Source organism: Winogradskyella undariae, from assembly GCF_013285155.1.
In the GTDB taxonomy this organism is placed as follows: domain Bacteria; phylum Bacteroidota; class Bacteroidia; order Flavobacteriales; family Flavobacteriaceae; genus Winogradskyella; species Winogradskyella undariae.
The window spans coordinates 40,173-63,874 of sequence record NZ_JABTEL010000011.1 but is presented as its reverse complement, the minus strand read 5'-3'; the positions used below and the strand labels follow the sequence as shown (position 1 = coordinate 63,874).

20 protein-coding genes are annotated in these 23,702 nt (G+C 31.7%); 10 read left to right on the top strand and 10 right to left on the bottom strand.

Features of this window, described 5'->3' with window-relative positions; genetic code table 11:
* Positions 1 to 98 precede the first annotated feature (98 nt).
* Positions 99 to 1,643, top strand: a complete 1,545-nt coding sequence (locus HSX10_RS14470; protein ID WP_173588956.1) for a Fic family protein — start codon at positions 99 to 101, stop codon at positions 1,641 to 1,643.
* A gap of 558 nt (positions 1,644 to 2,201) precedes the next feature.
* On the opposite strand, the gene HSX10_RS14465 is transcribed toward HSX10_RS14470, so the two are convergent.
* Genes HSX10_RS14465 through HSX10_RS14455 form a run of 3 tightly spaced genes read right to left on the bottom strand, consistent with a single transcriptional unit; the run spans position 2,202 to position 3,659 of the window.
* Positions 2,202 to 2,504, bottom strand: coding sequence for a hypothetical protein (locus HSX10_RS14465; RefSeq protein ID WP_254453250.1), 303 nt, complete (start codon positions 2,502 to 2,504; stop codon positions 2,202 to 2,204).
* A gap of 3 nt (positions 2,505 to 2,507) precedes the next feature.
* On the bottom strand, positions 2,508 to 2,903 hold the full coding sequence (locus HSX10_RS14460; RefSeq protein ID WP_173588955.1) for a DUF5675 family protein: 396 nt from the start codon (positions 2,901 to 2,903) through the stop codon (positions 2,508 to 2,510).
* Positions 2,904 to 3,659 (bottom strand): hypothetical protein, encoded by a 756-nt coding sequence (locus tag HSX10_RS14455; RefSeq protein ID WP_173588954.1) that lies wholly within the window; start codon positions 3,657 to 3,659, stop codon positions 2,904 to 2,906.
* A 158-nt stretch (positions 3,660 to 3,817) separates the two neighbouring features.
* On the opposite strand from HSX10_RS14455, the gene HSX10_RS14450 reads away from it, so the two are divergent.
* The 7 genes from HSX10_RS14450 (at position 3,818) to HSX10_RS14420 (ending at position 11,379) form a co-directional block, all read left to right on the top strand.
* On the top strand, positions 3,818 to 4,021 hold the full coding sequence (locus HSX10_RS14450; protein ID WP_173588953.1) for a hypothetical protein: 204 nt from the start codon (positions 3,818 to 3,820) through the stop codon (positions 4,019 to 4,021).
* Positions 4,022 to 4,124: 103 nt separating this feature from the next.
* Positions 4,125 to 4,367, top strand: a complete 243-nt coding sequence (locus HSX10_RS14445) for a helix-turn-helix transcriptional regulator (RefSeq protein WP_173588952.1) — start codon at positions 4,125 to 4,127, stop codon at positions 4,365 to 4,367.
* On the top strand, positions 4,339 to 4,653 hold the full coding sequence (locus tag HSX10_RS14440; protein ID WP_173588951.1) for a HipA N-terminal domain-containing protein: 315 nt from the start codon (positions 4,339 to 4,341) through the stop codon (positions 4,651 to 4,653). Before HSX10_RS14445 ends, HSX10_RS14440 begins: the two co-directional genes overlap by 29 nt.
* The gene (locus tag HSX10_RS14435; protein ID WP_173588950.1) at positions 4,650 to 5,597 is read left to right on the top strand and encodes a HipA domain-containing protein; all 948 of its coding nucleotides are present in this window, start codon (positions 4,650 to 4,652) and stop codon (positions 5,595 to 5,597) included. Before HSX10_RS14440 ends, HSX10_RS14435 begins: the two co-directional genes overlap by 4 nt.
* A gap of 508 nt (positions 5,598 to 6,105) precedes the next feature.
* Positions 6,106 to 7,308 carry an exonuclease SbcCD subunit D C-terminal domain-containing protein gene (locus tag HSX10_RS14430; RefSeq protein ID WP_173588949.1) on the top strand — a complete coding sequence of 401 codons (1,203 nt, stop codon included), beginning with the start codon at positions 6,106 to 6,108 and terminating at the stop codon, positions 7,306 to 7,308.
* 12 nt (positions 7,309 to 7,320) lie between these two features.
* Positions 7,321 to 10,974, top strand: coding sequence for an AAA family ATPase (locus HSX10_RS14425; protein ID WP_173588948.1), 3,654 nt, complete (start codon positions 7,321 to 7,323; stop codon positions 10,972 to 10,974).
* Positions 10,975 to 11,019: 45 nt separating this feature from the next.
* Positions 11,020 to 11,379 (top strand): hypothetical protein, encoded by a 360-nt coding sequence (locus tag HSX10_RS14420; RefSeq protein WP_173588947.1) that lies wholly within the window; start codon positions 11,020 to 11,022, stop codon positions 11,377 to 11,379.
* Positions 11,380 to 11,421: 42 nt separating this feature from the next.
* Here the strand turns inward: HSX10_RS14420 and HSX10_RS14415 are convergent, their stop codons facing one another.
* The 3 genes from HSX10_RS14415 to HSX10_RS14410 all read right to left on the bottom strand — a co-directional run bounded on the left by HSX10_RS14415 (position 11,422) and on the right by HSX10_RS14410 (position 13,938).
* Positions 11,422 to 12,936 carry a tetratricopeptide repeat protein gene (locus tag HSX10_RS14415; RefSeq protein WP_254453249.1) on the bottom strand — a complete coding sequence of 505 codons (1,515 nt, stop codon included), beginning with the start codon at positions 12,934 to 12,936 and terminating at the stop codon, positions 11,422 to 11,424.
* Positions 12,937 to 12,980: 44 nt separating this feature from the next.
* The gene (locus HSX10_RS18770; RefSeq protein WP_367651276.1) at positions 12,981 to 13,697 is read right to left on the bottom strand and encodes a multiheme c-type cytochrome; all 717 of its coding nucleotides are present in this window, start codon (positions 13,695 to 13,697) and stop codon (positions 12,981 to 12,983) included.
* An 88-nt stretch (positions 13,698 to 13,785) separates the two neighbouring features.
* Positions 13,786 to 13,938, bottom strand: a complete 153-nt coding sequence (locus tag HSX10_RS14410; RefSeq protein ID WP_173588946.1) for an SsrA-binding protein — start codon at positions 13,936 to 13,938, stop codon at positions 13,786 to 13,788.
* Positions 13,939 to 14,510: 572 nt separating this feature from the next.
* Between HSX10_RS14410 and HSX10_RS14405 the strand changes: the two genes are divergently transcribed.
* A complete protein-coding gene (locus tag HSX10_RS14405) occupies positions 14,511 to 16,472 on the top strand; it encodes an endonuclease (protein ID WP_173588945.1) in 1,962 nt (653 codons plus the stop codon).
* An 80-nt stretch (positions 16,473 to 16,552) separates the two neighbouring features.
* Here the strand turns inward: HSX10_RS14405 and HSX10_RS14400 are convergent, their stop codons facing one another.
* Complete coding sequence (locus HSX10_RS14400; RefSeq protein WP_173588944.1) at positions 16,553 to 18,493, bottom strand: M56 family metallopeptidase; 1,941 nt, start codon at positions 18,491 to 18,493, stop codon at positions 16,553 to 16,555.
* 2 nt (positions 18,494 to 18,495) lie between these two features.
* On the bottom strand, positions 18,496 to 18,855 hold the full coding sequence (locus HSX10_RS14395; RefSeq protein ID WP_173588943.1) for a BlaI/MecI/CopY family transcriptional regulator: 360 nt from the start codon (positions 18,853 to 18,855) through the stop codon (positions 18,496 to 18,498).
* 149 nt (positions 18,856 to 19,004) lie between these two features.
* Between HSX10_RS14395 and HSX10_RS14390 the strand changes: the two genes are divergently transcribed.
* On the top strand, positions 19,005 to 19,955 hold the full coding sequence (locus HSX10_RS14390; RefSeq protein ID WP_173588942.1) for a calcium/sodium antiporter: 951 nt from the start codon (positions 19,005 to 19,007) through the stop codon (positions 19,953 to 19,955).
* A 498-nt stretch (positions 19,956 to 20,453) separates the two neighbouring features.
* Here the strand turns inward: HSX10_RS14390 and HSX10_RS14385 are convergent, their stop codons facing one another.
* Positions 20,454 to 22,292: a T9SS type A sorting domain-containing protein gene (locus HSX10_RS14385; RefSeq protein ID WP_173588941.1), complete on the bottom strand. Its 1,839-nt coding sequence runs from the start codon at positions 22,290 to 22,292 to the stop codon at positions 20,454 to 20,456.
* 374 nt (positions 22,293 to 22,666) lie between these two features.
* Positions 22,667 to 23,686 carry a glutamine synthetase beta-grasp domain-containing protein gene (locus HSX10_RS14380; protein ID WP_173588940.1) on the bottom strand — a complete coding sequence of 340 codons (1,020 nt, stop codon included), beginning with the start codon at positions 23,684 to 23,686 and terminating at the stop codon, positions 22,667 to 22,669.
* Positions 23,687 to 23,702: the final 16 nt, after the last annotated feature.

Below are 23,702 nucleotides of genomic sequence, written 5' to 3'. Positions count from 1 at the left end.
CGCTCGTTTTTATTTTCGATTTCAATTTTGCGCTCATTTTTTATGAATAGCGCGCGTGTTTTTGGTTATCTTTGAGTAGTATTAAAAGAAATTAAAACATGGAAATAGTAACATCATTAGTAGTAACATCTATATTTCAAGGAAAAACCATACCTGAAAAAGGGAAAATAGTGGGGTACGGTGCTATCATAGAAGGTTTAAAGTTACCAATACCATTTCCAAACACATTAGCATTAATAGCTGACAAAAGCAAAAAATATAGTAACGGCAAATGGAAAGTGTTTCCTGCGTCCTACCAACCAGAAGAAACATTATACAAACAGTTGGTGTTTGCTATTAAATATGAAGGCATAAATTTATTAGTGTTTAAATCATTATTTAATGCAATAACTAAAGATAAAGTACAAGGTATATTACATATAGAGCCTAGTGGTCAATATAGTCGTAAAATTTGGTTTTTGTATGAGTGGCTTCAGCAAGAACAGATTCATGTAGATGTCGATTTAAAAAAACGTAAATATATTCCGTTGTTAGACGCTAAAATGCAATATGTAATAAAAGGACAAGAAGCTGTAAGACAAAAAATAATTAATAATCTTCCAGGTACCGTAGATTTTTGTCCGTTAATTTTTAAAACTGAAAAATTAGAAAAATATATCAATGCCAATTTATCCGATCAAAAAAATAGGTTCTTACAGGGTATTCATAAAGATGTATTACAACGTGCATATTCGTTTTTACTATTAAAAGATTCTAAAGCGTCTTTTACTATTGAAGGTGAAAACCCTGGAAATAACAGGGCTATGCGCTGGGGGAAAGCAATTGGGCAAGCTGGAGATAAACCTTTAAGTATTGAAGAGTTAGAACGTTTACAGCAAATAGTTATTGAAAATACTAGATTTTTAACCATGGGGTTACGTAACGAAGGGGGTTTTGTAGGGCAGCATGATAGAAGTACAGGAGAACCAATACCAGATCATATTTCTGCAAAACAAAATGACATAGAACAATTACTAAAGGGGTTAATGGCAACAAATGGAGTAGTGCAGGATAAAAGTTACGATGCTGTTTTAGCGGCTGCAACCATAGCATTTGGTTTTGTATTTATACACCCTTTTGTAGATGGTAATGGACGTTTACATCGTTATATTATACATCATATTTTAGCAAAAAAGAAATTAACACAACAAGGGGTTATTTTTCCTGTTTCTTCCTCAATTTTAGATCATATAGAGGATTATAAAGCTGTTTTAGAATCTTATTCCCACCCGTTATTAGATTATATAACATGGAGTCGAACAGAAACTAATAATATAGAAGTAACAAATAATACTATTGATTTTTATCGTTATTTTGATGCAACCAAACAAGCTGAATTTTTATATGATTGTGTAGCGGATACTTTAAAAAGGGTGATTCCAGAAGAAGTAAGTTATTTGCAAAAATATGATGAATTTAAAAGGTATTTAGATAATCATTTTGAAATGCCAGACAAATTAGTAGCATTAATGGTTCGGTTTTTAGAACAGAATAATGGTACTTTATCAAAAAGAGCTTTGGAAAAAGAATTTACAGAATTAAAAAAAGAAGAAGTTGCAGAGATAGAAGCACAATATCTCAATATTTTTTTAAAGATTGAATAGCCTAATAACTTGGCGCACAATTAGAAAATATTTGGATGAATCATGTCCTTGGTTGGTTTGTTGGTTGTGTTCAGTTATTGGTTTAAAAAAAAGAACACAAATATAGTTGGTTCCCATCGGCCACCACTAAAATGCTATAAAGCTCAAGCCAAAGGTTTTGAAAAAAATAATCCGCCGAAAAAAGCGGATCATTTTTTTAAACCTAAAACTAGGCGTATTATTTTGTCCAAAAAGCTTGACAGCATCCCCACACCACCAATGAGATAGTTATCTTTTTTTGTTTTTCGTTAAAAATAATAGGAAAGGGTTTTGTAGGATAGTTGAATGATTGCGTTAACCAAAAAGAGCCTCTAGTGAAGCTCTTTTTTATTATTCTTTCGTTTCAGAAAAAAGTGATGTATGCGTTTAATCAGTAGTGAAACAAAATAACTGACTATAGCACCAAAAGCAGCCATGACAGCAGTTTTGAGGAGATCTTCAGATGTGATTTGAAACCACACAGAGGAAACCGTGCCACCAAGAATTGAAAAACGAATAGGGGTCACATTTTGTGTCATTTTATCCGGAACTTGATGCAGAATCTTTTGGATCCTTGTGAGATGGTGTTGTTGTCGGTGACTTCGGAGGTTCAGTCACAGCATCATCATCATCAGCATCAGCATCAACAATCACAGCCTGACTCACGGCCGTGGCAACAGTCCCGGCAACAGTCATATAAGTCGCTACCGTCACCACTATTGCTGGTAATGAAATTGGTGCTGCAATAATAGCACCGCCAGCAGTGGCTAAGGCGATACCGATATTTCTTAAAGTTCTGAAGAACTTTGGCGTTGTTTTTTTATAACGATCTACAATATTCATGGTTTAAGATTTAATAGTTAATAATACATTTTCGTTTCTATCGAAGGCTTGATAGCATAGCGATACTAATTTTTGAAGGCATGCTTTTGAATGGATCCCTTTTCCAAGACCTGTTAACTGCGTAACAGGAGCAATACAACCACGAAGATCACGCTGCGCATCATTTGCAGGATGCAGTAGTATAAGACGACGACCGTTCACATCTACAATATGTAAATGAGGTCCGAACTTTGCCGAATACCGCGCGTTCAGCGTATAGATGCCTTCAGGAATACATGAAATATTCCGCTGATTAGATTTCCAGGGCAGTTCAATAGCAAACCCTAAAAATTGACCATTACAGAAGAGGGCACTATTCGTACCCGCTTCGTAATAGGTCCTTTGCAGTAAAATATCCATTTAAACAGTAGCTACTTTCGCTACAGATAGCGCGTTAAAAGCACCGTTTTTCAACGGATACATTTGTCCGTTCACCTCTTGGTAAAATTCAATACCCACAACCTGAATCACCGGAAGTACAGATGCTGCTGTCAAAGTCACAGAAAGGTTAATCGCAGCCGTATCGGTACTGTCATAGGGAAGGATAGCGGTTTCTGCACTTTCAAATACAGAGGCTTCATTGGCAAAGTCAAGTTCTGCAGCTCCCATGACTAATTTGTAATGTGTGGTACCACCTGGAGCAGTAATTCGCACCGTTGGTGCAAATGCAGCAATATCCACGTCGACCTCTCCAGTAGAACGATCATAAGTAGTGACATAAGGGGCGAAAAGCGTCGCACCTAATTTTCCATTAACATTAAACTCAAAGCCTAACAAAGTGTTCATATCACCATCTTCAATGGTTCTTAGTCCACGTTCATGAACCGCATCCGTTTTAGTGATGGCCACTAAAACCTTTGTCAATCGACTCACAACTCTGCTGTCTTTCGCATTCTGCAAAAGCACCCGAATAGCATTTCGGATCACTTTACCACCTTTGCCTGCACGTCCAAATTCAGACCCATTTTCACGGGTTCTCTGGAATGCTGGATCATTTGCAATACGATTTCCATCAACACCACCTTTGTAACGCGCAAGGTAGCCGTCTGCGCTCTTGTAAAATGAAATATCACCAATGGTGCCTTTCAATTTAATAATTCCTGTTTGTTTTGCCATAATGTTCTAAAATTTTGATTATGAGACAAAAGACAGTAGATTTATAGAAGAAATCAAATACACATAACCATCCATTCCGATGGATACGTTTTATGCCGTAACAAGTCATATAGACAAACCCAAGATGAGGTATAGACCGTGTATAGATAAAGTATAAAATGAGAATAGTAAGAGCCTGCATATATCCAAAAGACATTCAGCGTATCACAGGAAGAAGTGAACGCTACGGTCGTAAGCTCTTAAATGAAATTAAAACCTACTTCGGAAAAGAAGCACACCAATTTATCACGGCAGATGAATTCGCTGAGTATAGCGGTATCAAAAAAGAGATTGTTATAAAATATCTAGAGAGTGCTTTATAAATAGACCCTTTCGGGTATAGCTTTGCTTGTTTATATGTTAATTACACCTTAAAGGGTATAATATCGATTAAAATCACTAAATTGCACCCATAAAGGTATAATTATGAAAGAATGGGACCGCAATAATGCTATAGCAACGTTTGTACGTAACAGACGTAAAGAAGCCAACTATACACAAATTGATCTTGCAGATTTAACCGGATTAGGCCTGCGTTTTCTTCGTGAATTAGAACAAGGAAAACCAAACGTAATGCTAGATAAGGTCAATCAATTATTACAATTCTTCGGACATACATTAACTCCAACACCTATAAGAAATGAGACAAGGAACCATCTGGATCAATAACGAGCAAGCAGGTATCTTGAAAGAAACCGATGAAGGATACAGGTTTAAGTATCACACAGACTATCTTAATCATAAGAATGCTGCAGCGATTGCGCTATCATTACCATTACAAGAAAAGGAGTTTCAGTCAGAATACCTATTTCCTTTCTTCGATGGATTAATACCAGAAGGGTGGCTACTAGAGATTGCACACAAAAACTGGAAGCTTAACCCTAGAGACCGTATGGGATTATTACTAACCACTTGTCATGACTGTATCGGCAACATAAGCGTACGTGAGATATGATTTGTTTAGCCTGTCACCAACCAATTACCGAAAATAATAACCAGTATCACGAGGCTTGTCTCAAAGAATTTTGGCAAGAAAATAAGCCAGTAATACAACTAGATTATGCCATGTCTGAAATAGATCAGTTGGCTAAAGAGAATATTGCCCAACGTTTAATAGTTACAGGTGTGCAACCAAAGCTATCTCTAGGGTTTAATAAGCAAGAGGATAACGATAAACGTCTAACCATCGTTGGCGCTTTAAACGGTCGTTTCATATTGAAGCCGCCTTTTTCACTATACCCTGAAATGCCACAAATAGAAGCCTTATCCATGCACCTGGCAAAAGCTTGTGGTGTAGCTACAGTTCCTTTCTTATTAATTCCATTAAAAGATGGAGAGCTTGCATATCTCACAAGACGAATAGACCGCAAACCCGATGGTAGTAAACTAGCAATGGAAGATGCATGTCAATTCACAGAACGATTAACAGAGTACAAGTACAGAGGATCCTATGAACAAATAGCAAAAGGAATAAAAGCCTACGGCTATAACCCTTTAATAGATATCATCCGTTTCTATGAACAGGTTATTGTCTCATTTTTAATAGGTAATAATGATATGCACTTAAAAAACTTCTCATTGATAGCAGAAGTACCAGGGAACTATAATTTAGCACCAGCATATGATATGGTTGCAGCACAATTATTAGTAGATGATCCAGAAGAACTAGCACTTAATCTCAATGGAAAAAAGAATCGTTTAAGACGTTCTGATTTTGATGTGGCCATAGAAGGGAGTGGTATTCCTAAAAAGGCCATACAAAATATATGGCAGCGTATAGAAACAGGAATGGAAGAGTGGCACCAACTCATTGAAAATAGTTTTTTAAGTCCTGAGAACAAAGAAGCTTTTAATAAGCTAATCGCTGAAAGAGCTCAGCAAATCAATCTTAATTTTTAAAAGTCTTCATAGCATTTAGTACCGTTTATATAGGTTTGAATCTCTGATTTTAGTATCTTTGTAATAAGATTGAAAGACAAGGTAAACCAATCAAAATCAACCGATATTTCAACAAATCGGTCAACAGTATTTTACAAGCATCATAAAGACCTATAAATAGTACAGACTAGATATGTATTTGAATCCAGTCGAGGTCACAATAGAAATTAAAGCTTCCAAGATATTGGGAGCTTTTTTTTGTTTCCTATTTTCTCTAAAATTGCATATAATTCAGGTAAAAAAAATTATGCCTTGATTCCAAAAATGCAATTTATTTAAAAAACAATGTTCTTTATTTTTATTAATTCTATTTCTTAAATATTTTACTTTTGATGATATCAGGTTAATGATTTATGAGTATTGTGAATAACATTAATACTAATTAATTGTTTTTTGTAAATTTAGAAGTGTCATTTGTAAAAGAAAACCTTCAGTCTTAAGCTTAATAGAAAATATCAGATTTTAATATATGAAAGTACTGCATACTGCCGATTGGCATTTGGGACATCGATTGCATGAACAATCTCAGTTTGAAGAACAATCACTATTTTTAAGTTGGATTGAAACTTATATTATTGATCAAAAGATTGATGTGCTTTTAATTTCTGGAGATGTTTTTGATACCGGTTCTCCGTCTAATCAAAGTTTAGAAATGTACTACAGTTTCTTAGTAAAACTAAACGGAACCTCTTGTAAATCGATTATTATTACTGGCGGAAATCATGATTCTCCAGGTACTTTAAATGCGCCAAAACACATCTTAGGTGCTTTGTCTATAAAAGTAGTTGGTAAAGCAACTGAAGACATTAAAGATGAAGTTTTTGAAATTGAAATAAACAACGAAAAAGTAATTATTGCTGCAGTTCCTTATTTACGTGATGGTGATATTAGACGTGCTGTTGCTGGTGAAACTTTTGATGAATTAACAGATAAATATAAAACAGCATTAATTAACCATTATGTCTCTGCTGCACACCAATGCAAACTTATAAACACCACCAATGCGCCTGTAATTGCCATGGGACATTTGTTTGCAACCGGCGGAACCATTTCTGATAGTGAACAAAATATTTATGTAGGAACTTTAGGGCATATTGGTGCTGAAGATTTCCCTACGTATTTTGATTATGTAGCTTTAGGACATTTACACAGACCTCAAATAATTGGCGGAAACGACAAAGTTCGTTATTCTGGTTCTCCTAATATTTTAAGTTTTAGTGAAATTAATTACGATAAAAAAGTCATTATTTTATCTATAGAAAATAATAAAATTGCTGACATTAAAGATGATGTAATTCCGAAGTTTAGAGAGTTTTATAAACTTACAGGTAGTTTGCAAGAATGTATTTCTAAATTTTCTAGTTTGACTTCTAATTCTTATGAATTAACACCTTGGGTAGAAATTGCTTTAAAAGAAGATCATACAGTTAACACAGACGATTTAAAGTATGAAGCAGCACAATATCCTTTTGAAATCTTAAAAATAGGATTGAAAAATCAGCGAAAAGTTAAAGGAATTGAAGAATTGTTGGAGAATACAAAATCAATTAAAGAATTATTACCAACAGAAGTTTTTAAACTTAAATGCGAAGAAATGGATTATGATTTAGAACAAAGACCAAAAGTTTGGGATGCTTTTAATGAAATATTACAATCCGTTAAAAAACAATAAGGCAGCTTCTCTATGAAAATTTTAAAGATAGAATTACAAAATATAAATTCCTTAAAATCGGATACTCCTATTGTTATTGATTTTGAAAATGAACAATTTAGAGATGTTGGTTTGTATGCAATTACCGGTTCTACAGGCGCAGGAAAAACCACTATTTTAGATGCAATAACCATTGCTCTGTATCACAACGTTCCGCGTTTTAACGGATCAAAAGGTACTTTGTTAGATGTTGTAAGTCATGGTGCACATGATGCTTTTAGTAGAATAACTTTTAAAAATGATAAAACCATCTACGAAGCTTTCTGGGGAATTAGAATTGCTGATAAAAAAGGAAAAGCATATAAAAACCCAAAGGAAGAAGTCAGTTTAAAAAACTTAACTACAGATACTATTTTAGCGACTCAAAAACGAAATTTAATTACCGAAGTAGTTAATGCTACTCAATTAGATTACAATCAATTTTTACGATCTGTAATGTTAGCGCAAGGTGAATTTGCTTCTTTTTTAACGGCAAAAGGTCCAGAAAAAGGAAAGTTATTAGAGCAAATTACGGGCGAACAGATTTATAAAAAAATTGGTCAAGGAATTTTAGATCGAAAATCTGAGGAAGAAAAAAAACTAAGAGAAATTGAAGCCAAAATAAATGCTGATGACATTTTAAATGAAGAAGCTAAAGCGAATTTAATTTCTGAAGATAAAACGTTAGATGCTGATATTAAACTTACCGAAACTGCGATAAAGTCTTCTCAAAAAATTGTGGATTGGTATGTTAGCTTTCTAAAATTAACAAAAGAAGGAGAAGAACATGAAGAGAAATCTAAAAGTGTTCAATCTTTTGTAGAGAAGCACCAAGTAGCATTAGATCAATTGTCTTTATATGAAAAAGCATTGCCTTTTAAAGAGTTAATAACAGATTTGAATAGAACAGAAAAAGAAACTGTTTTAAAAGAAAATCAACTAAAAGAAATTGAAAAAATAGTAACAGAACTAAAACCACGAATACTTCTTTTAGAAAAGCAAACCAAAGCAGACACTAATAATGTAGAAATTGCAGAAAAAGATTTTGCGGAATGGTTGCCAAAATTTGATACGATTACAAATTTAGACAGTGCTTTAAAAAACGAACGAATTGTAAAAGAAAAAACTTCTGAGAGCTTAGTTAAACTTGAGTTAGAAATCAAAAAAGCATCTGAAGACAAAAGTAAATTAGTCAACAGTTTTAATGAGACTACAAATCAAATTAAAGCAAAAGAAAGTTTTATAAAACAAAACGAATTTTTAAGATCAGTTGCCTTAGAAATAACAAATTGGAGAACAGATTTATCAACTTTAAAAAACCATAAAGAAGCGATTTCAAAAAGCAATTTATTAGTTGATAACAAGAAAATAGAAATCACAAAAACAACTGAAAGTTTAAAACAAACCAAAGGTATTCTTCAAGAGAAATCAGCAGCAATAAAAGTTATTGACGAAAAAATTGCAGCACTAAACAAAGACTTAGAAAAGAATACATTAAGTGATTTATTAGCGTTAAAAGAAAAATACAATCAGTCTGAAAATAATTGGAAACAATTTAAAGTTTTTGCGGAACAACATCAAAAAATAGCAAAAGATAAAACTGATTTAGAGACGGATGAGAAAAAATACGTAACCGATTTAAAAGAAATTACTGATAAAATAATAGCTCTGCAAAAAGTCCTTGAAAATCAGGATAAATTAGTTATTGATGCTACTAAAATATTAGATTTAGAGCGAAGCGTGGCTAAATATAAGGAGGATAGAAATCGTTTAATAAAAGGAGAACCTTGTAGTTTATGTGGATCTAAAGAGCATCCGTATACAGAACATTTACCCACAATAAATATATCGGAATCTGAAATAGAATTGACCAAAAGAAAGGAAGATTTAAAAAAGTTAAACGAAGAAAAATCGCTTTTTAATAATAAAAAAACGGCCATACAAACTCGTATAGAAAATTTTCAAGAACAGATTAAAGGAAAATCAACCGAATTATCTTCAATAAATTCTAAAGTAAAGGAATTATTAATTGTTTGTGAATTAACTGATTTTGAAAAAGTTGAAATTGAATTACTTTCCCTTAAAAATAAGTTAGCTGAAATTAATACTAGTTTAAAAAATGCTCAACAATTACAAATAGATAAAGACCAATTCTCTAAAGAGATTCAAAAACAGCAAGAAGCAATCAATCAATTAAAAACAACAATTGCAACATTAGAAGAAAAAAATAAAAATGCAAAAGAAGTAATTCTTCAAGAAGAAAAATCAATTCTAGAATTAAATGCTCATTGTACAAAATTAGAGAATAGCTTAACAATAAAACTCTCTAAATATAAATATCAACTTCCTATTCTTTCGGAAATCAATCTATTTTTAAAAGAAATAGATGAAAACATTGCACTTTTTAACAAAGCAGAAAGAAGTTTAGACGCATTAAAATCTGAAAGTAAGATTCTAAACACAAAAATAGAAAACCTTAAAGATCTGTTAGAAAATCATGCTAAAAACAAAGTTGTTTTTGCTGAAACAATTAAAGAAGCAACAACAAAACAGCAGAAATTAACAACAGAAAGAATTGCTCTTTTACCAATTGATATTTCGGTAGAAAGCAAAAGAAATCAGCTACAAAAAGCAAAAAGCACCTTTGTAGAAAAAGCAAAATTGAGTAACGAATCCTTACAAAACTTACTCAATACTAAAACAAAACAAGAAACTTTACAGGTAAATATTACAACTGATTTAAAAAGTTTATCAATTAAAAAATCTGACTTTATAAAAATACTCAATGCTAAATTAAAAGGCAGTGAGTTTACATCAAAAGAAAACATTGAAACAGCATTATTATCCGAAGAAATAGCGAATGAGTATAAAAAGAATAAAGAACGCATTAAGGAAAATCAACTTAAAATAAAGACCTTAAAAGAAGAACATGCTAAGGATCTAAAGTTATTACAAGAAACTAAAAATTTTGAAACTTCTGAATCTGAAAGCAAACAAATTTTAGTCGATTTAAAAACTAAAAAAGATGCGCTGTTAACTGCTAAAGGTAAAATTGTAGAAGCTTTTAGAAAAGACAAAGAAATAAAAGATAGAAACCAAGAAACTTATAAAAAAATAGACGCTCAAGATAAAATTTGTAAAGTTTGGAAAGAACTCTTTAAAATTATAGGAAACTCTAAAGACGCATTTAACGTCTATGTACAGCGTTTAACGTTAAAACATTTGTTAGATCTTGCCAATGTGCATTTGTATCAATTAAACAAGCGTTATTCATTAAAAATGGAAGACTCTTACAAAGCCAAAGAAGAGCTTAATTTTAATTTGATAGACCATTATCAAACTGATCAAGCGAGATTAGTAGATACTTCTAGTGGTGGAGAAAAGTTTATTATTAGTTTGGCTTTGGCCCTAGGATTGTCTGATTTAGCAAGTAAAAACGTGAAAATAGATTCTTTATTTATTGATGAAGGTTTCGGAACTTTAGATAGCAATACTTTAGAAACTGTAATTTCTACCTTAGAGACGTTGCAATCTCAAGGTAAAATGATCGGAATTATCTCTCACGTAGAAAATTTAAAAGAACGTATTCCTACTCAAATTCAAATTACAAAGAAAAGTAATGGTGTTAGTAAGGTTGAAATACTATAGAATACTAAATGGAAGAAGAGTTAGAGGTAATCGAAAGGTGAAAATATGAATGTAAAAGATCTAGTAGGGCAATTTGAAATAATCGGAAATAATCAAGATGAAGAGGGCGGAACTTATAAAGGGATATTAAAGCTATCTCTAGATTTGAATAACAGAATTATTGCAAAATGGAACATTAACAATAATCAAATACAGCTAGGAACGGGTTTTTTTAATGAAAATATTTTAGTCATTAACTTTAATTACAAAGGTGATGATGGAAATATTTATAAAGGAGTTGTGGTTTATAAATGTATGACTAAAGATTTATTAGACGGCTTTTGGTCAGAAAAACATGGAGATCAGCTTTATCTTGGTAAAGAACGTTGTTTCCGCATCGGAACAAAAAAAGAGATTATTCATTAAAAGTTGAATAATCTCTTTTTTATCTTAATGAGGTAAATATTTCTACTCAAACTGATTTAAGAAATTAACATACTGTCTGTTATCAGGATACAGTCTGACTAATTGATTTAAAATGTTTTTAGCTTTTTCTGATTGGTTAGTGCTAGAATAATGATAACCCAATGCATATAGTAAACTTTCGTTGGTAGGGTCAATATTTAATCCTTTTAAAAGCGTTTGTTCTGCATTTTTACTGTCTTGAATTTTACCATATAATAAGCTTAAATTGTAATAAGGACGTGGATTATCTGGCATGTACTCAATAGCCTTTTTCATTTGCTTAATAGCATCATCTGTACGATTTAATTCAGCATATAATAAGGATAAAGAGTAGTATACAGGGCCATATTCTGATTCTTGCTCAATAACCTTTTTAAACGTTTCTTCTGCTTTTTCAAAATTTTGATCCTTGTAATAAAGGTTAGCTAAATCTAATCTTATTTGATTGTTTAATTCATCAATATCTAAAGCACTTTTGTAGCCTTCAATTCCTTTTTGTAAATTTCCTTGTTTTATATTATATCTCGCTCTTTTTATTCTACCTCCAACAAAGTCGGAATTATGGTCTAAATAAGCATTAAATTCTTTTTTAACTTTTTGATAGCTTTCTTTGTATTGTTCTGGTATTTGTAATTCTGTTAAACCACCAAGTCCATAAAACGCTTTAATTCTTACAGTTCTTTTTTGATCCTCTAGTAATGGTAAGAAATAATTAGTGTAATCTGTAGTGTTTGCTTCGCTTAAAGCATCAACAGTTGCAGCTCTTATTAAAGGGGATTCGTCGTTTAATAACGTAAGATATTGATCTATTAAATCATCTGAACTGTAATTTGAAATCACTTTAATAGCTGAAGCTCTTGCTATTTCTGGTTCTGATTTATCATTTATTAATTCTGCTAAACCAGCATATGCATCTGGATGGTGAGCGATACCAGGAGCTAATTTATCTGAAAAATGAATAGAATCTACAGCGCCATGTTGTTTTTGAAATTTTTCCCAAGCCCATTTGTCATCTTTGTCTTCGTGGCATCCTGTACACGCATTTGGAGATCCGTATTTTAAACTTAAATCTGGTCTCGGAATTCTAAAGCTATGATCTCTTCTAAAATCATTTCCCATATAATACCTTCCGGTCATGTGGCAATTAATACATTTTGCACCTTCGGTATTTGCTTCATGAAAATGGTGTTTATGCGTATCGTATTTTGCGGGTTCATGACATTGTGCACAAAGGTTATTTCCTTCAAATTTTAATTTTAAGGAATGCGAATTGTGACAATTATTACAAGTAACGTTGTTTTGGTACATTTTACTTTGAACAAAAGAGCCATAAACATATACTTCATCGAGGATTTGTCCATCAGGAAAATATAGATTTTCTACAAGTAATTGAGGGAAATAATGATCGAGTAAAGTACCTTCAAAATTAAAGTGAGTAGAGAATTGTTCTCTTCTCATATGGCAACGTGCGCATTGGTCTACTAGTTCTTTTGGTTTAGTATCCAGGGTCATTTGCATAGTTCCGGTTGAATTGTATGCTTCTCCAAGTCTATTAACATCTTCTACATGTTGTTTACCCGGTCCATGGCTCCATGGCAGGCTTCACAATTAACATTGATTATGGCATATTTAGTGTCGTAACTATGGGTTTCTTTGTCGTAGTTTTTTCTAACGTTCGTAGAGTGGCAGTCAGAACACATATTATTCCAATTCAAACCACCTCTAAACCAATGTAGCCATTCAGAATGTACAACTTTAAAGTCAGGATATAGATCAAACCATTTATTTTTAACGGAATCCCAAGCGGTTCTTAAACATTGATAATGTCCATTTGGGAATTGAACAATATACTGTTGTAAAGGTGTGATCCCAAAAGTATAAATAACTTTATAATCGTGATATTCTCCGTCAGGACCCTCCGTATTTGCATAGTAAACGTTGTCTTTTTTAAAGAAATGAGATGTAATACCTTGGCTTGTAAATTTTTCACCATTAAAACCTGCTAATACAGATGTGCTGTCTGCAATTTCCATGGCTTTATCGTGATCAGAACCTTCCCAATCTTTAAATTCTTCTTGATGGCATTCTCTACAGTTTTTATCACCCAAAAAATGATCGTCAGGAATTAATTTTCCTGATAAAAAAACGGAAGTTTTGTCATTGATAGCTTCGTATTTAGGTTCTTCTTTACATGATAAACTTGTTGATAAACAGGCTAGTGCAATAATTAAAGTTGATTTTGAAATCGCTTTTTGAAAAGTAAGAATGTTAAATGTCACCTGAAAAAATTTAGAGTACTAAAAGTACATATTTTTTTGATGTTTTTAACAAGAAATTATGAAATAAAAAATGCTTTTATTAGAACGTTTATCCAATAGCATTTTTAGTAATATAGACACGCCAACCTATTATAGCAAGTTGGATTTTAGTCGCTTTACTAAGGTCTAATTGTTGTTTTGAGTAACTAGGAAGAATAGCCTTGTTCACTTTTGCGATAAGTTTAAAGATGAAAGTCTTCATAATTTTTATTTGTAACGAAAGTTAGTTTTTATTTAGGCTATATTATTTGTGACAAAAATAGTAAAACTTATTCTAGAACTAAGCTTTACCTTTTTTGAGGTTGTTAAATTGTTGAAATGATTATTTCAATAACTAGAGAGATTAATGTGATCATAATTTTTGGTTTTAGAGGTTAGTAATATTCAATGTTTAATTGATTGAGTTTTCAATATAAATATTCAACCTGCTATGTTCCAAGTATTTTTGTAATAATTGATGAGTTTGAATTTTAATTTATATCTAAAAAGATGTAATTAGTTATAATATTTAGTGACTTGTCTATATATGTGTTTTAAATTATAGTTAAAATATCTTATAAGTGTTTTTTATTGTAACTTTCTAAAGGGGTTTTTGGAGTGTTATTATTAATTGTAGACATGATTATTGATTAATAAGCTTAAAATTTGAAATTTCATCTTTTTTTTGAATTTTTAATTATGGCAGATTGTATGTTTTGATAACTGTGTTTCCGTATTTAATTTTGTGTTAACCTGTGGCTTGAGAATAAGTTTATATTTGTAAAAAAAATGATAATGAAAAAAATTACAATTTTAGTACTGCTGTTAATTTCAGGAGTCAGTTGGTCTCAGGTTTTGGTAATTAATGAACTAGATGCTGATAGTCCAAGTGTAGATACTCAAGAGTTTATAGAATTAAAATCAGAAACGCCTAATTTTTCTACTGATGGATACATTTTAGTGTTCTTTAATGGATCGAGTAGTGGAGGTGATAGTAGCTATTTTACGTACAATTTAAATGGTTTAACAACAGATATTAATGGTTTATTAGTTATAGGGAGTTCTAATATTACGCCTTTTCCTCAGGCATTAATGTCAGAAAACGTAATTCAAAATGGACCAGATGCTGTAGGTATCTATGAAGCTTTGACATCAGACTTTTTAGAGGGAACTATAGCTACTCAAGATAATTTAATAGATGCAATGGTTTACGGAACTAATGATTCTGATGCTACGGATTTATTAGAGAAGTTAGGAGAAACAATGCAATATAATGATAGTGGTACCAATGCTAATCCTAAATCTATTCAACGATTTGTAGATGAAATGGGAGTTGTAACCTTTTCTTCTGTAACACCAACGCCAAGAAGAGAAAATGATGGTTCAGGTATTGCTGTAAATTCAATTGCTATTTCTGTTATAGACACTCAAATTGAAGAAGGTGCAATTTTTGATATTATCTTTACTGCAGATACTAATGTAGATTCAGATTTAAACTTTAATATAAGTTTGGATAATGATAGTTTTGACATTTCTGATTATACAGGAAATACAAATATTACTATTTTATCAGGAGAGAATACAGCGACAACTACAATTACTTTAGTTGATGATGCTGATGATGAAGGTGATGAGGTTTTAAAAATTAGATTTTTAGATCTAGTAGAGCCAATTATAGCTAATAATGGAGATATAGAAATTAGAGTTGTGGATAATGATTTTGTTGTTGCAGCTTGGGGAACACCTTTAGAACCTACTTTCGGTATTGTTGAAACTACACAGCCAACTGGTTATTACAACAGTTTAGATGGCTTAGCAGATGTTACTTTAAGACAGGCTTTACAAGATATTATTGCAGATCCATCTATTGTAAGAGCACAGACTTATGCAGATATTATTGATATTTTAAAAGAAGCAGATCAAAATCCAGAAAACAGTAATGAAGTATGGTTGGTATACTTAGAAAAAGGTCGTGCCAAGTTAGATTACCAAACAAGTTCTATAAATACAGGGAAATGGAATAGAGAACATACATTTCCTAGATCTAGAGGTGGTTTTGATAGCATAGAAGAAGATGAGGTTGCTGATGGAATTGATGTTTATTGGACAACAGAAGCAGATTCATTACGTCATGGTAATTCTGATGCACATGCATTAAGAGCAGCAGATGGACCAGAGAATAGTTCAAGAAATAATCAGTTTTATGGTGAGTATAATGGGCCAACCGGTACAGCAGGAAAATTTAAAGGTGATGTAGCCAGAAGTGTATTTTATATGGCTGTGCGTTATAATGGTCTAGAAATCGTAAATGGTTATCCTGATGGCAATGTTGGTGAGTTTGGAGATTTAGCAACTCTACTTGAGTGGCATAGAAATGATCCGCCAGATGATTTTGAAATGAATAGAAATAACGTGGTTTATAATTGGCAGAAAAACAGAAATCCTTTTATAGATCAACCAGATTTGATAGAATATATTTGGGGAGATAATGTTGGTGATGCATGGGCACAAGCTTTAAGTGTTGAAGATAATGCATTATTAGATGTCACTTTAACACCTAATCCTACAACAGGGCGTGTTTATATTTCTGGATTAAATGCAGCGGCTAATGTTGAGGTTTACTCAGTAGAAGGAAAGCTTTTAAAGCGTATACAGACTGTAAATGATTATCTAGACTTAGATATCGCTTCGGGTTTATATATCTTAAAATTAACCAGTGAGAATCGTTCTGTAATTAAGAAGGTTATTGTTAATTAAGTAGTAGAAATACTTTAATAGAAAAAGCCAAACTGTTTATATTCAGTTTGGCTCTTTTTTTTGTTTTAAAATGGTTTTATTTACTTGGTTCTAGCGATTAAGGATCCTTCTGATTTTCCAAATTCTATATCCGGAATACCATTAGTAACTTTCCATGTAGCGCTACTTTTTGATCCTTCATTATCCTCAAGACTAATTTTTATACTTGTAATTTCTCCAACCTTATTTCTTTTTAACTTAGAATATTTAACTGTGATTCCAATTCTTTTAAGTTCATTTGTGTGAGAATCTAAAATTTGATCTGTTGAAGATTTTGAAATATAGGCAATAGATCCACTTTTTGAAGGGGTTTCATCATCAATGTAGGTGAAGCTATTTATTTCTGATTTACCAATGGCTTTCCATGGATTATTGTTTTTTGTTTTGGTTGTATTTTTCTCAGTTGTATTTTCTTTAGTTATTAATATTATAACCCCATTTTTACCTTTATCACCGTATGCATCAATCGCTTTGTTGTCTTTCAAAACAGTCATGCTTTCAATAAGGTTAGGATTCAGGTATTTAAGTAGTTCATAATCTGCTTCTTTTCCATCAATGATTATTAAAGGTTTTTGATTGTTGTTAGTTGCAGTTGAAATAGCTTTATACTTTTTTTGGGGTTGATTAATTATTAGATCATCATTTTTAGTGGTTATTTTTAAAGTTTTACCACCTTCATAGTATAAGTCAGATTTTTCTTTAGATAAGCTTTGCACCTTTGCGGAATCAATCGTTTTAAAGTATAACGTATCATTTGGTTTTTGGATGTTGTAGGCGGCAACTAATGTATTTTCATTATATTCAATATCTTTAATGTTATAAACTTCAATACTTTCGTCAGTCATTTCAAAATAGAAAGGTAAAATTCCTTCTTTAATTTTAGAACTATAGTTGGTTGTTCTATTTTTAGATTCAAAAACAATATTTATTGAGCTAATTTTATCGTCTTGGTTACGTTTTAAGCTTTTTATTTTCATTGTTACACCTTTAGATTCTAAAAGTGTTTTAAATTCTTCTAGGCGATCATCATTCATCTGGTTGGTGAACTTTAGCTTTATGCTTTCGTGTGTAATTGAATCCTTTGTGTTAATTGGTTCAATGTTGTTGAGGAGTTCAGCTTCTAGATATATCTTTTTACTATTCATACTAATGAGTAAACCAGCTAAAAGTGGCAACATAAGCAAGTATTTCAATTGATTTTTTTGTTTTGATCTCGTTTTGTTTAACATAAATATTCGTTTTTTGATTGATGAATTATAAAAGTTATTAGATAAAAGTGTATTGTGATTAGCAATACTTGTTTTTAATAATAAATGCTGATATTCTTTTTTTGTGCTAGTAGATATTTGTGTGTTTAAATCTGCTATGTATTCTAAATTTTGTCGTATTTCTTTTCTGTACAACCAAATTAGAGGATTAAACCAAAATACAATACAGGCTAATTGCGTTAGTAAAATATCTATAGAATGTAATTGTGTAGCGTGTACTTTTTCATGTATTAAAATCAACTGAAGTTCTTCTTCCTTGTAAGATTTAGGATTGTAAACGATCCACTTAAAAAATGAAAATGGTGAAATTTTGTTTTTAACAATTATATATGTGAAATTTTGATCTTTATATTTTGGGTTTTTTATCAGTAGAACTATTAAAGAACCAAACTGAAATATAAATTGAATCGAGAATATTGATAAACCAATTGTATATACTATTAAACTTAATTCTTTCCAATTAAAAGTGGTTTCAACGACATCTTCTGTGAAAGTTGAATGATTAACGGATGTTGTGAATATAGATTCTTGTAATGTAGTAGATTCTATTGAGATGTATACAGGGATAACAATTAAAGGAAATACTATTGCAATTATTAAACCGATTAATAAAAACCATCTATTATGCTGAAAAAATGTTTCTTTCTTTAAAAGTAGATAATAACATAAATAGAATACTGCGATTACTACTGAAGCTTTTAGCAAATATTCCATAATTATTTTTTGTTTTCTATTAAAGCTATAATTTCCTTAAGCTCATCAACACTTATTTTTTCTTCTTTTGCAAAAAATGAAACCACGTTTTTATAAGAGCTATTAAAATAATTTTCAATAGCCGTATTCATAAATTTTGTTTTATAATCTTCTTTAGATACAATAGGGAAGTATTGATGAGTTTTGCCATAGGCGTTATAACTCACGTAACCTTTTTCTTCTAGGTTTCTAATTATGGTAGAAAGTGTGTTGTAATGAGGTTTTTCAGTATTAATTTCCGCTAGCACATCCTTAACAAAAGCTTTTTCTAACTTCCACAGTATGTGCATTATTTCTTCCTCTTTATTTGTGAGCTTTTGCATAGTTAAAATAAGTGTTTTAATCTTGAGGGATAAATATATAACTATTATTACAGTTATAAAACTGTAATAATAGTTATTCAACGAAAAGTGTAGTTTTTAGTCTGTGTGCAAATGAAATATTATCTTTGTGAATTAAATTCAGATAGAAGATGAGTATAGTTTTAGTGTTGGTAGGTTTAGCCTTTTTGGTTGTTGGTGGTGATTTTTTGGTAAGAGCTTCTGTTGGGCTATCTTTTAAACTAAAAATATCAAAACTTGTTATTGGGATGACGGTTGTGTCTTTCGCAACTTCTGCACCAGAATTATTAGTGAGCTTGCAGGCGGCTTTAGATGGAGTTTCTGATATTGCTTTAGGAAATGTTATTGGTTCTAATATTGCTAATATAGGATTGGTTTTAGGGATTACAGCTATGATCTCTCCACTAGCTGTAGATAAAGAGTTTTACAAGTTGAATTGGCCAATGATGATGTTATTATCTTTTGTGCTTTACTATTTTTTAAAGAATGATGGTGTTTTAACATGGATTGAAGGTTTAATTATGTTGATAGCTTTAGTTGTCTTTTTAGTAGTTTTAATTAGAAGTTCTAGAAGATCTACAAAAGAAAATTTGGAAGAAGTTGATGATAATTTAGCTGTTGTTTCTAATTTTAAAATAACAATTTGGTTGTTAATAGGTGCTGCAGGTTTGTATTTTGGTTCACTTTGGTTAGTGGAAGGTGCTGAAGAATTAGCATTATCAATAGGTATTAGTGATTATGCAATTTCTGTTACTGTAATTGCTATTGGTACAAGTGTGCCTGAGTTGGCGGCTTCTGTAATTTCTGCAGTTAAAAAAGAAAAAGCGATTTCTTTAGGAAACCTTATCGGTTCTAATATTTTTAATATTGCTTCTGTTTTAGGTCTTACAGCAATGATAAAACCTATTGTAGTTAATCCTAATACTCCTGAGATCTTATCGACTAATATCTTTTGGATGATTGGTTTTGCTGCTATTTTAATTCCGTTTATAATGATACCAAAACGTTTTGAAATAGGGAGGGTAAAAGGAATGCTTTTATTTGGTGCTTATATAGTTTTTATATTCCTAACTCTTAGGTAGTCATCAGTTTTAATAAGAGAACTATTAGGTAAACTTGTGATTGTTTTTTTTTGATAAAAAGTATAAACAAAGCCTCTTGAAAATACATTTTCAAGAGGCTTTGTTATATAGTAAATGTAAAAAGATATTCTTTATAGTGAAACAACTAACGACTTCTTGTGTTGCTTATTGTTCATTAGTACTTTGCTAATATTTAGGTCAAAGCTGTATTGGTAATAAATATATTACTTAGAAATACTTCTTTAGTATGAAGACTCAATATTACAGCATAGAGCTCTTTCTAATTATTTTTTATATAATATAAGATGTTTTTATCTCAAGCGTGTACTTGCTATAGTTAAAGATAATTATAGATTATTTTTAAACATAAGATAAGCACTTATTTTTTAGTTGAAAGCTAAAACAGATGATAAACTAATAGAAAAAATAAAGCCTCCTAAAAATGTATTTTCAGGAGGCTTTTTGTATAGTAATTAGAATAACTAATAAGTTATATTCTTATTTATTAACTACAAACTTTTTAGTAATACTAGAGTTACCAGTTGTTACTTTGTAGATGTATAGTCCAGAAGCTAAATTGTTAACGTTAAATTCAGCTGTATAAGATTGACCTGAATAAGCTTCTTGATTGAAAACTTGACCAATATTACGACCATTTATATCAAATACTTCGATAAGTATATTGCTTGTTGTTTTTGGAGTGAATTCAATATATGAAACAGTACTAGTAGGGTTAGGGTGAGTTGTTACACCTAAATCATTAGCACTTATTTGGTCAACACTTAATAAACGATATTGCTCATCTGCGTAAGCAGCGTAATTGAATTCTTCACATGTTCCAACAGCAATTACACCATCAAGATCGTAAGCATCTTCAGTTGTAGATAATTCATTGTTGTTTACAATTTTCACATAGTAGATGAAATCAAAATCACCAGCATCAGAAATATCAATTGCGTTATCAGATTTACAAACAGTACCTGCAAAATGGAAGTTGATGTTATCTGCAGAAACGTATACATCAGCATATTCTCCATAAGTTTCACAACCCCAAGTGTTTTGGAATGTAGTCTCAACAACGACTAAGTCTGGTCCTGCTTGGTTGTATACAGCTCCACCAAATGTTAAAGTAATTTCTCCACCGTAACCAAGTGTAGTAAATACATAATCATCAGTTCCTTCTGGTGCACCAAGTGTGTTTTCAGGAGTTTCAGTTCTAATAGCGTCAATAACACCACCATTTTTCTTAGTTCCTTCTACGTAGTTAAAATAATCTACAGGATAACATCCAGCAGGTGTAGGCTCAATAAGTTCGTTACAACCTGTTAAAGCAATAACACCATCTAAATCAAAACCATCTTCAGAAATAGAACCGCTAGGCGTTGTATCTACAATTTTTACTTCTGTAATATAAGCAAGAGCTATAGGAGCGTTACTTATATCTAAGTCTCCTGCGTTATCTGTAAGTACAGATCCGATAAGATAAAAATCAATACCGTTTTGAGATACGTAAATATCAGCTGATTCTGGGTAGTTAGAAAAAGAAGCATTGCCAAATGTAGTTTCTACAACCTCGATATCTGGTCCTTCATTGTTGTAAACAACACCATCAAAACCAATAGTAACTTCACCACCATATCCTAATGATAAAAAGTTCATTGAATCATCCATTTCTGGTAAGCCTAAAGCTTTGTTAGTATCCATTCGTTCAGCAACATTAAAAGTTGTTCCGTCACTATTTAATCCAGGTACATAGTCAAATGCAGTAGAACCATAACAAAATTCACTAGGTATTTCTTCACAGCCGTTTACAGCTTCAATACCATCTAGATCGTAACCATCACCTGATCCTGTTGTAGCATCTGTAATTTTAATTTGTGTTACATACTCTAAATCAACATCATTAAGGTCTATAAGACCATCACGACAAACAGTTCCGTATTCAACCCATGTTGAACCGTCTTGAGATAATTCGATTAAAGCCATTTCGTCATCACTACCACCACAATTATCTCCACTAAATGAAGTTTCGTAAATAGTAATGTCAGTTCCAGGTTGGTTGTAAACCGCTCCTCCTAATCCTAGGGTAATACTTCCATTTATACCTAAAGAATAAAAACCTCCAGCAGCGTTAGACTTGTCTGGTGTGTATAAAGCAGCGTTCACATCTGAACGATTTGCATTTACAAGAGCTCCTGAAGATGTAGTTCCTTGAGTAGATGCAATCACTTCAATAGCATTACAGCTATCTTGTGTGTTTTGAGCATTCAAGTTAATTGTCATTAATGCAGCAACTCCACAAAAAAATGGAAAGAAGCGCTTTGTAATATTTTTCATAATTATATAAATTTGGTTAATAGCTTCACAAACTTATAACCATACTTTTATAAGGCCTAAAAAAAACGAAGATCACCTAGAATAGTCGATAAAATGTCAAGATCTGCTTTTAAAAGTAGATTTCGTCGATTAAAGGTTGTTTTTTGAGGAAGTTAGAATCTTCTATGCGTTGATAATTAGATAGATATGTTAATTTTTAAAATGAGTAATCAGAATAACCTATTTAGAATAGAAGCTTCAGGGAATAGAAATTAATAGGTCTAATTAAAGGGGAGAATATTGAATGTTGTAACGTTATATATTATATTAAGGAATAAAAAAAGCCGTTTAAATGATATTATCTAAACGGCTTTTTTAAAATTATTTGATACTAATTAAGAAATATTAGCACTTTTTACAGTTTTGATAATCACTCCTGCAATTTTGTATGGATCACCATTAGAAGCTGGTCTTCTATCTTCTAACCAACCTTTCCAGCCTTTTTCAACTGTAATGATTGGAATACGAATAGAAGCTCCTCTATCAGAAATACCATAACTAAAATCGTGAATAGAAGCAGTTTCATGTTCACCTGTTAAACGTTGGTCATTAAACTCACCATAAACAGCAATGTGCTCTTTTACAACAGGTCTAAATGCTTCACATATTTTTTCATAAGTTTCTTGAGAACCACAAGTTCTTAAAACAGAGTTAGAGAAGTTAGCGTGCATACCAGAACCATTCCAATCCATATCTTTACCTAATGGTTTTGGATGGTACTCAATATAATAACCATATTGTTCAGTTAAACGGTCTAATAAATAACGTGAAACCCAAATTTCATCTCCAGCTTTTTTAGCGCCTTTAGCAAATAATTGGTATTCCCATTGTCCAGAAGCAACTTCTTGGTTAATTCCTTCAAAGTTTAAACCTGCAGCAATACAAAGATCTGCATGTTCTTCAACTAAATCTCTACCATGTGTGTGTTTTCCACCAACAGAACAGTAGTACATTCCTTGAGGTGCAGGATAGCCACCAATAGGGAAACCTAAAGGTAATTGTGTTTGCGTATCCATAATAAAGTATTCTTGCTCAAAACCAAACCAGAAGTCATTATCTTCATCTTCAATTGTAGCTCTTCCGTTAGAAACGTGAGGAGTTCCATCAGCGTTTAAAACTTCAGTCATTACTAAGTATCCATCCTTACGAGCAGGATCTGGATAAATAGCAACAGGTTTTAATAAACAATCTGAAGCACCACCAGAGGCTTGTTTTGTAGATGATCCGTCAAAAGACCAAATAGGACAATCTTCTAATTTACCACTAAAATCTTCTTCAATTTTAGTTTTGCTTCTCATGTTTTGAGTAGGCTTATATCCGTCAAGCCATATATACTCTAATTTAGATTTACTCATAATTTGTGTTGTGTTA

Coding starts and splice junctions, on each gene's coding strand:
- HSX10_RS14415 (WP_254453249.1), bottom strand. CDS start 12,936: ATGCAAATGACCCTGGATACTAAACCAAAAGAACTAGTAGACCAATGC.
- HSX10_RS14460 (WP_173588955.1), bottom strand. CDS start 2,903: ATGGATATTTTACTGCAAAGGACCTATTACGAAGCGGGTACGAATAGT.
- HSX10_RS14405 (WP_173588945.1), top strand. CDS start 14,511: ATGAAAAAAATTACAATTTTAGTACTGCTGTTAATTTCAGGAGTCAGT.
- HSX10_RS14380 (WP_173588940.1), bottom strand. CDS start 23,686: ATGAGTAAATCTAAATTAGAGTATATATGGCTTGACGGATATAAGCCT.
- HSX10_RS14390 (WP_173588942.1), top strand. CDS start 19,005: ATGAGTATAGTTTTAGTGTTGGTAGGTTTAGCCTTTTTGGTTGTTGGT.
- HSX10_RS14465 (WP_254453250.1), bottom strand. CDS start 2,504: ATGAATATTGTAGATCGTTATAAAAAAACAACGCCAAAGTTCTTCAGA.
- HSX10_RS14430 (WP_173588949.1), top strand. CDS start 6,106: ATGAAAGTACTGCATACTGCCGATTGGCATTTGGGACATCGATTGCAT.
- HSX10_RS14470 (WP_173588956.1), top strand. CDS start 99: ATGGAAATAGTAACATCATTAGTAGTAACATCTATATTTCAAGGAAAA.
- HSX10_RS14410 (WP_173588946.1), bottom strand. CDS start 13,938: ATGAAGACTTTCATCTTTAAACTTATCGCAAAAGTGAACAAGGCTATT.
- HSX10_RS14440 (WP_173588951.1), top strand. CDS start 4,339: ATGAGACAAGGAACCATCTGGATCAATAACGAGCAAGCAGGTATCTTG.
- HSX10_RS14425 (WP_173588948.1), top strand. CDS start 7,321: ATGAAAATTTTAAAGATAGAATTACAAAATATAAATTCCTTAAAATCG.
- HSX10_RS14400 (WP_173588944.1), bottom strand. CDS start 18,493: ATGGAATATTTGCTAAAAGCTTCAGTAGTAATCGCAGTATTCTATTTA.
- HSX10_RS14445 (WP_173588952.1), top strand. CDS start 4,125: ATGAAAGAATGGGACCGCAATAATGCTATAGCAACGTTTGTACGTAAC.
- HSX10_RS14455 (WP_173588954.1), bottom strand. CDS start 3,659: ATGGCAAAACAAACAGGAATTATTAAATTGAAAGGCACCATTGGTGAT.
- HSX10_RS14435 (WP_173588950.1), top strand. CDS start 4,650: ATGATTTGTTTAGCCTGTCACCAACCAATTACCGAAAATAATAACCAG.
- HSX10_RS14420 (WP_173588947.1), top strand. CDS start 11,020: ATGAATGTAAAAGATCTAGTAGGGCAATTTGAAATAATCGGAAATAAT.
- HSX10_RS14385 (WP_173588941.1), bottom strand. CDS start 22,292: ATGAAAAATATTACAAAGCGCTTCTTTCCATTTTTTTGTGGAGTTGCT.
- HSX10_RS14395 (WP_173588943.1), bottom strand. CDS start 18,855: ATGCAAAAGCTCACAAATAAAGAGGAAGAAATAATGCACATACTGTGG.
- HSX10_RS14450 (WP_173588953.1), top strand. CDS start 3,818: ATGAGAATAGTAAGAGCCTGCATATATCCAAAAGACATTCAGCGTATC.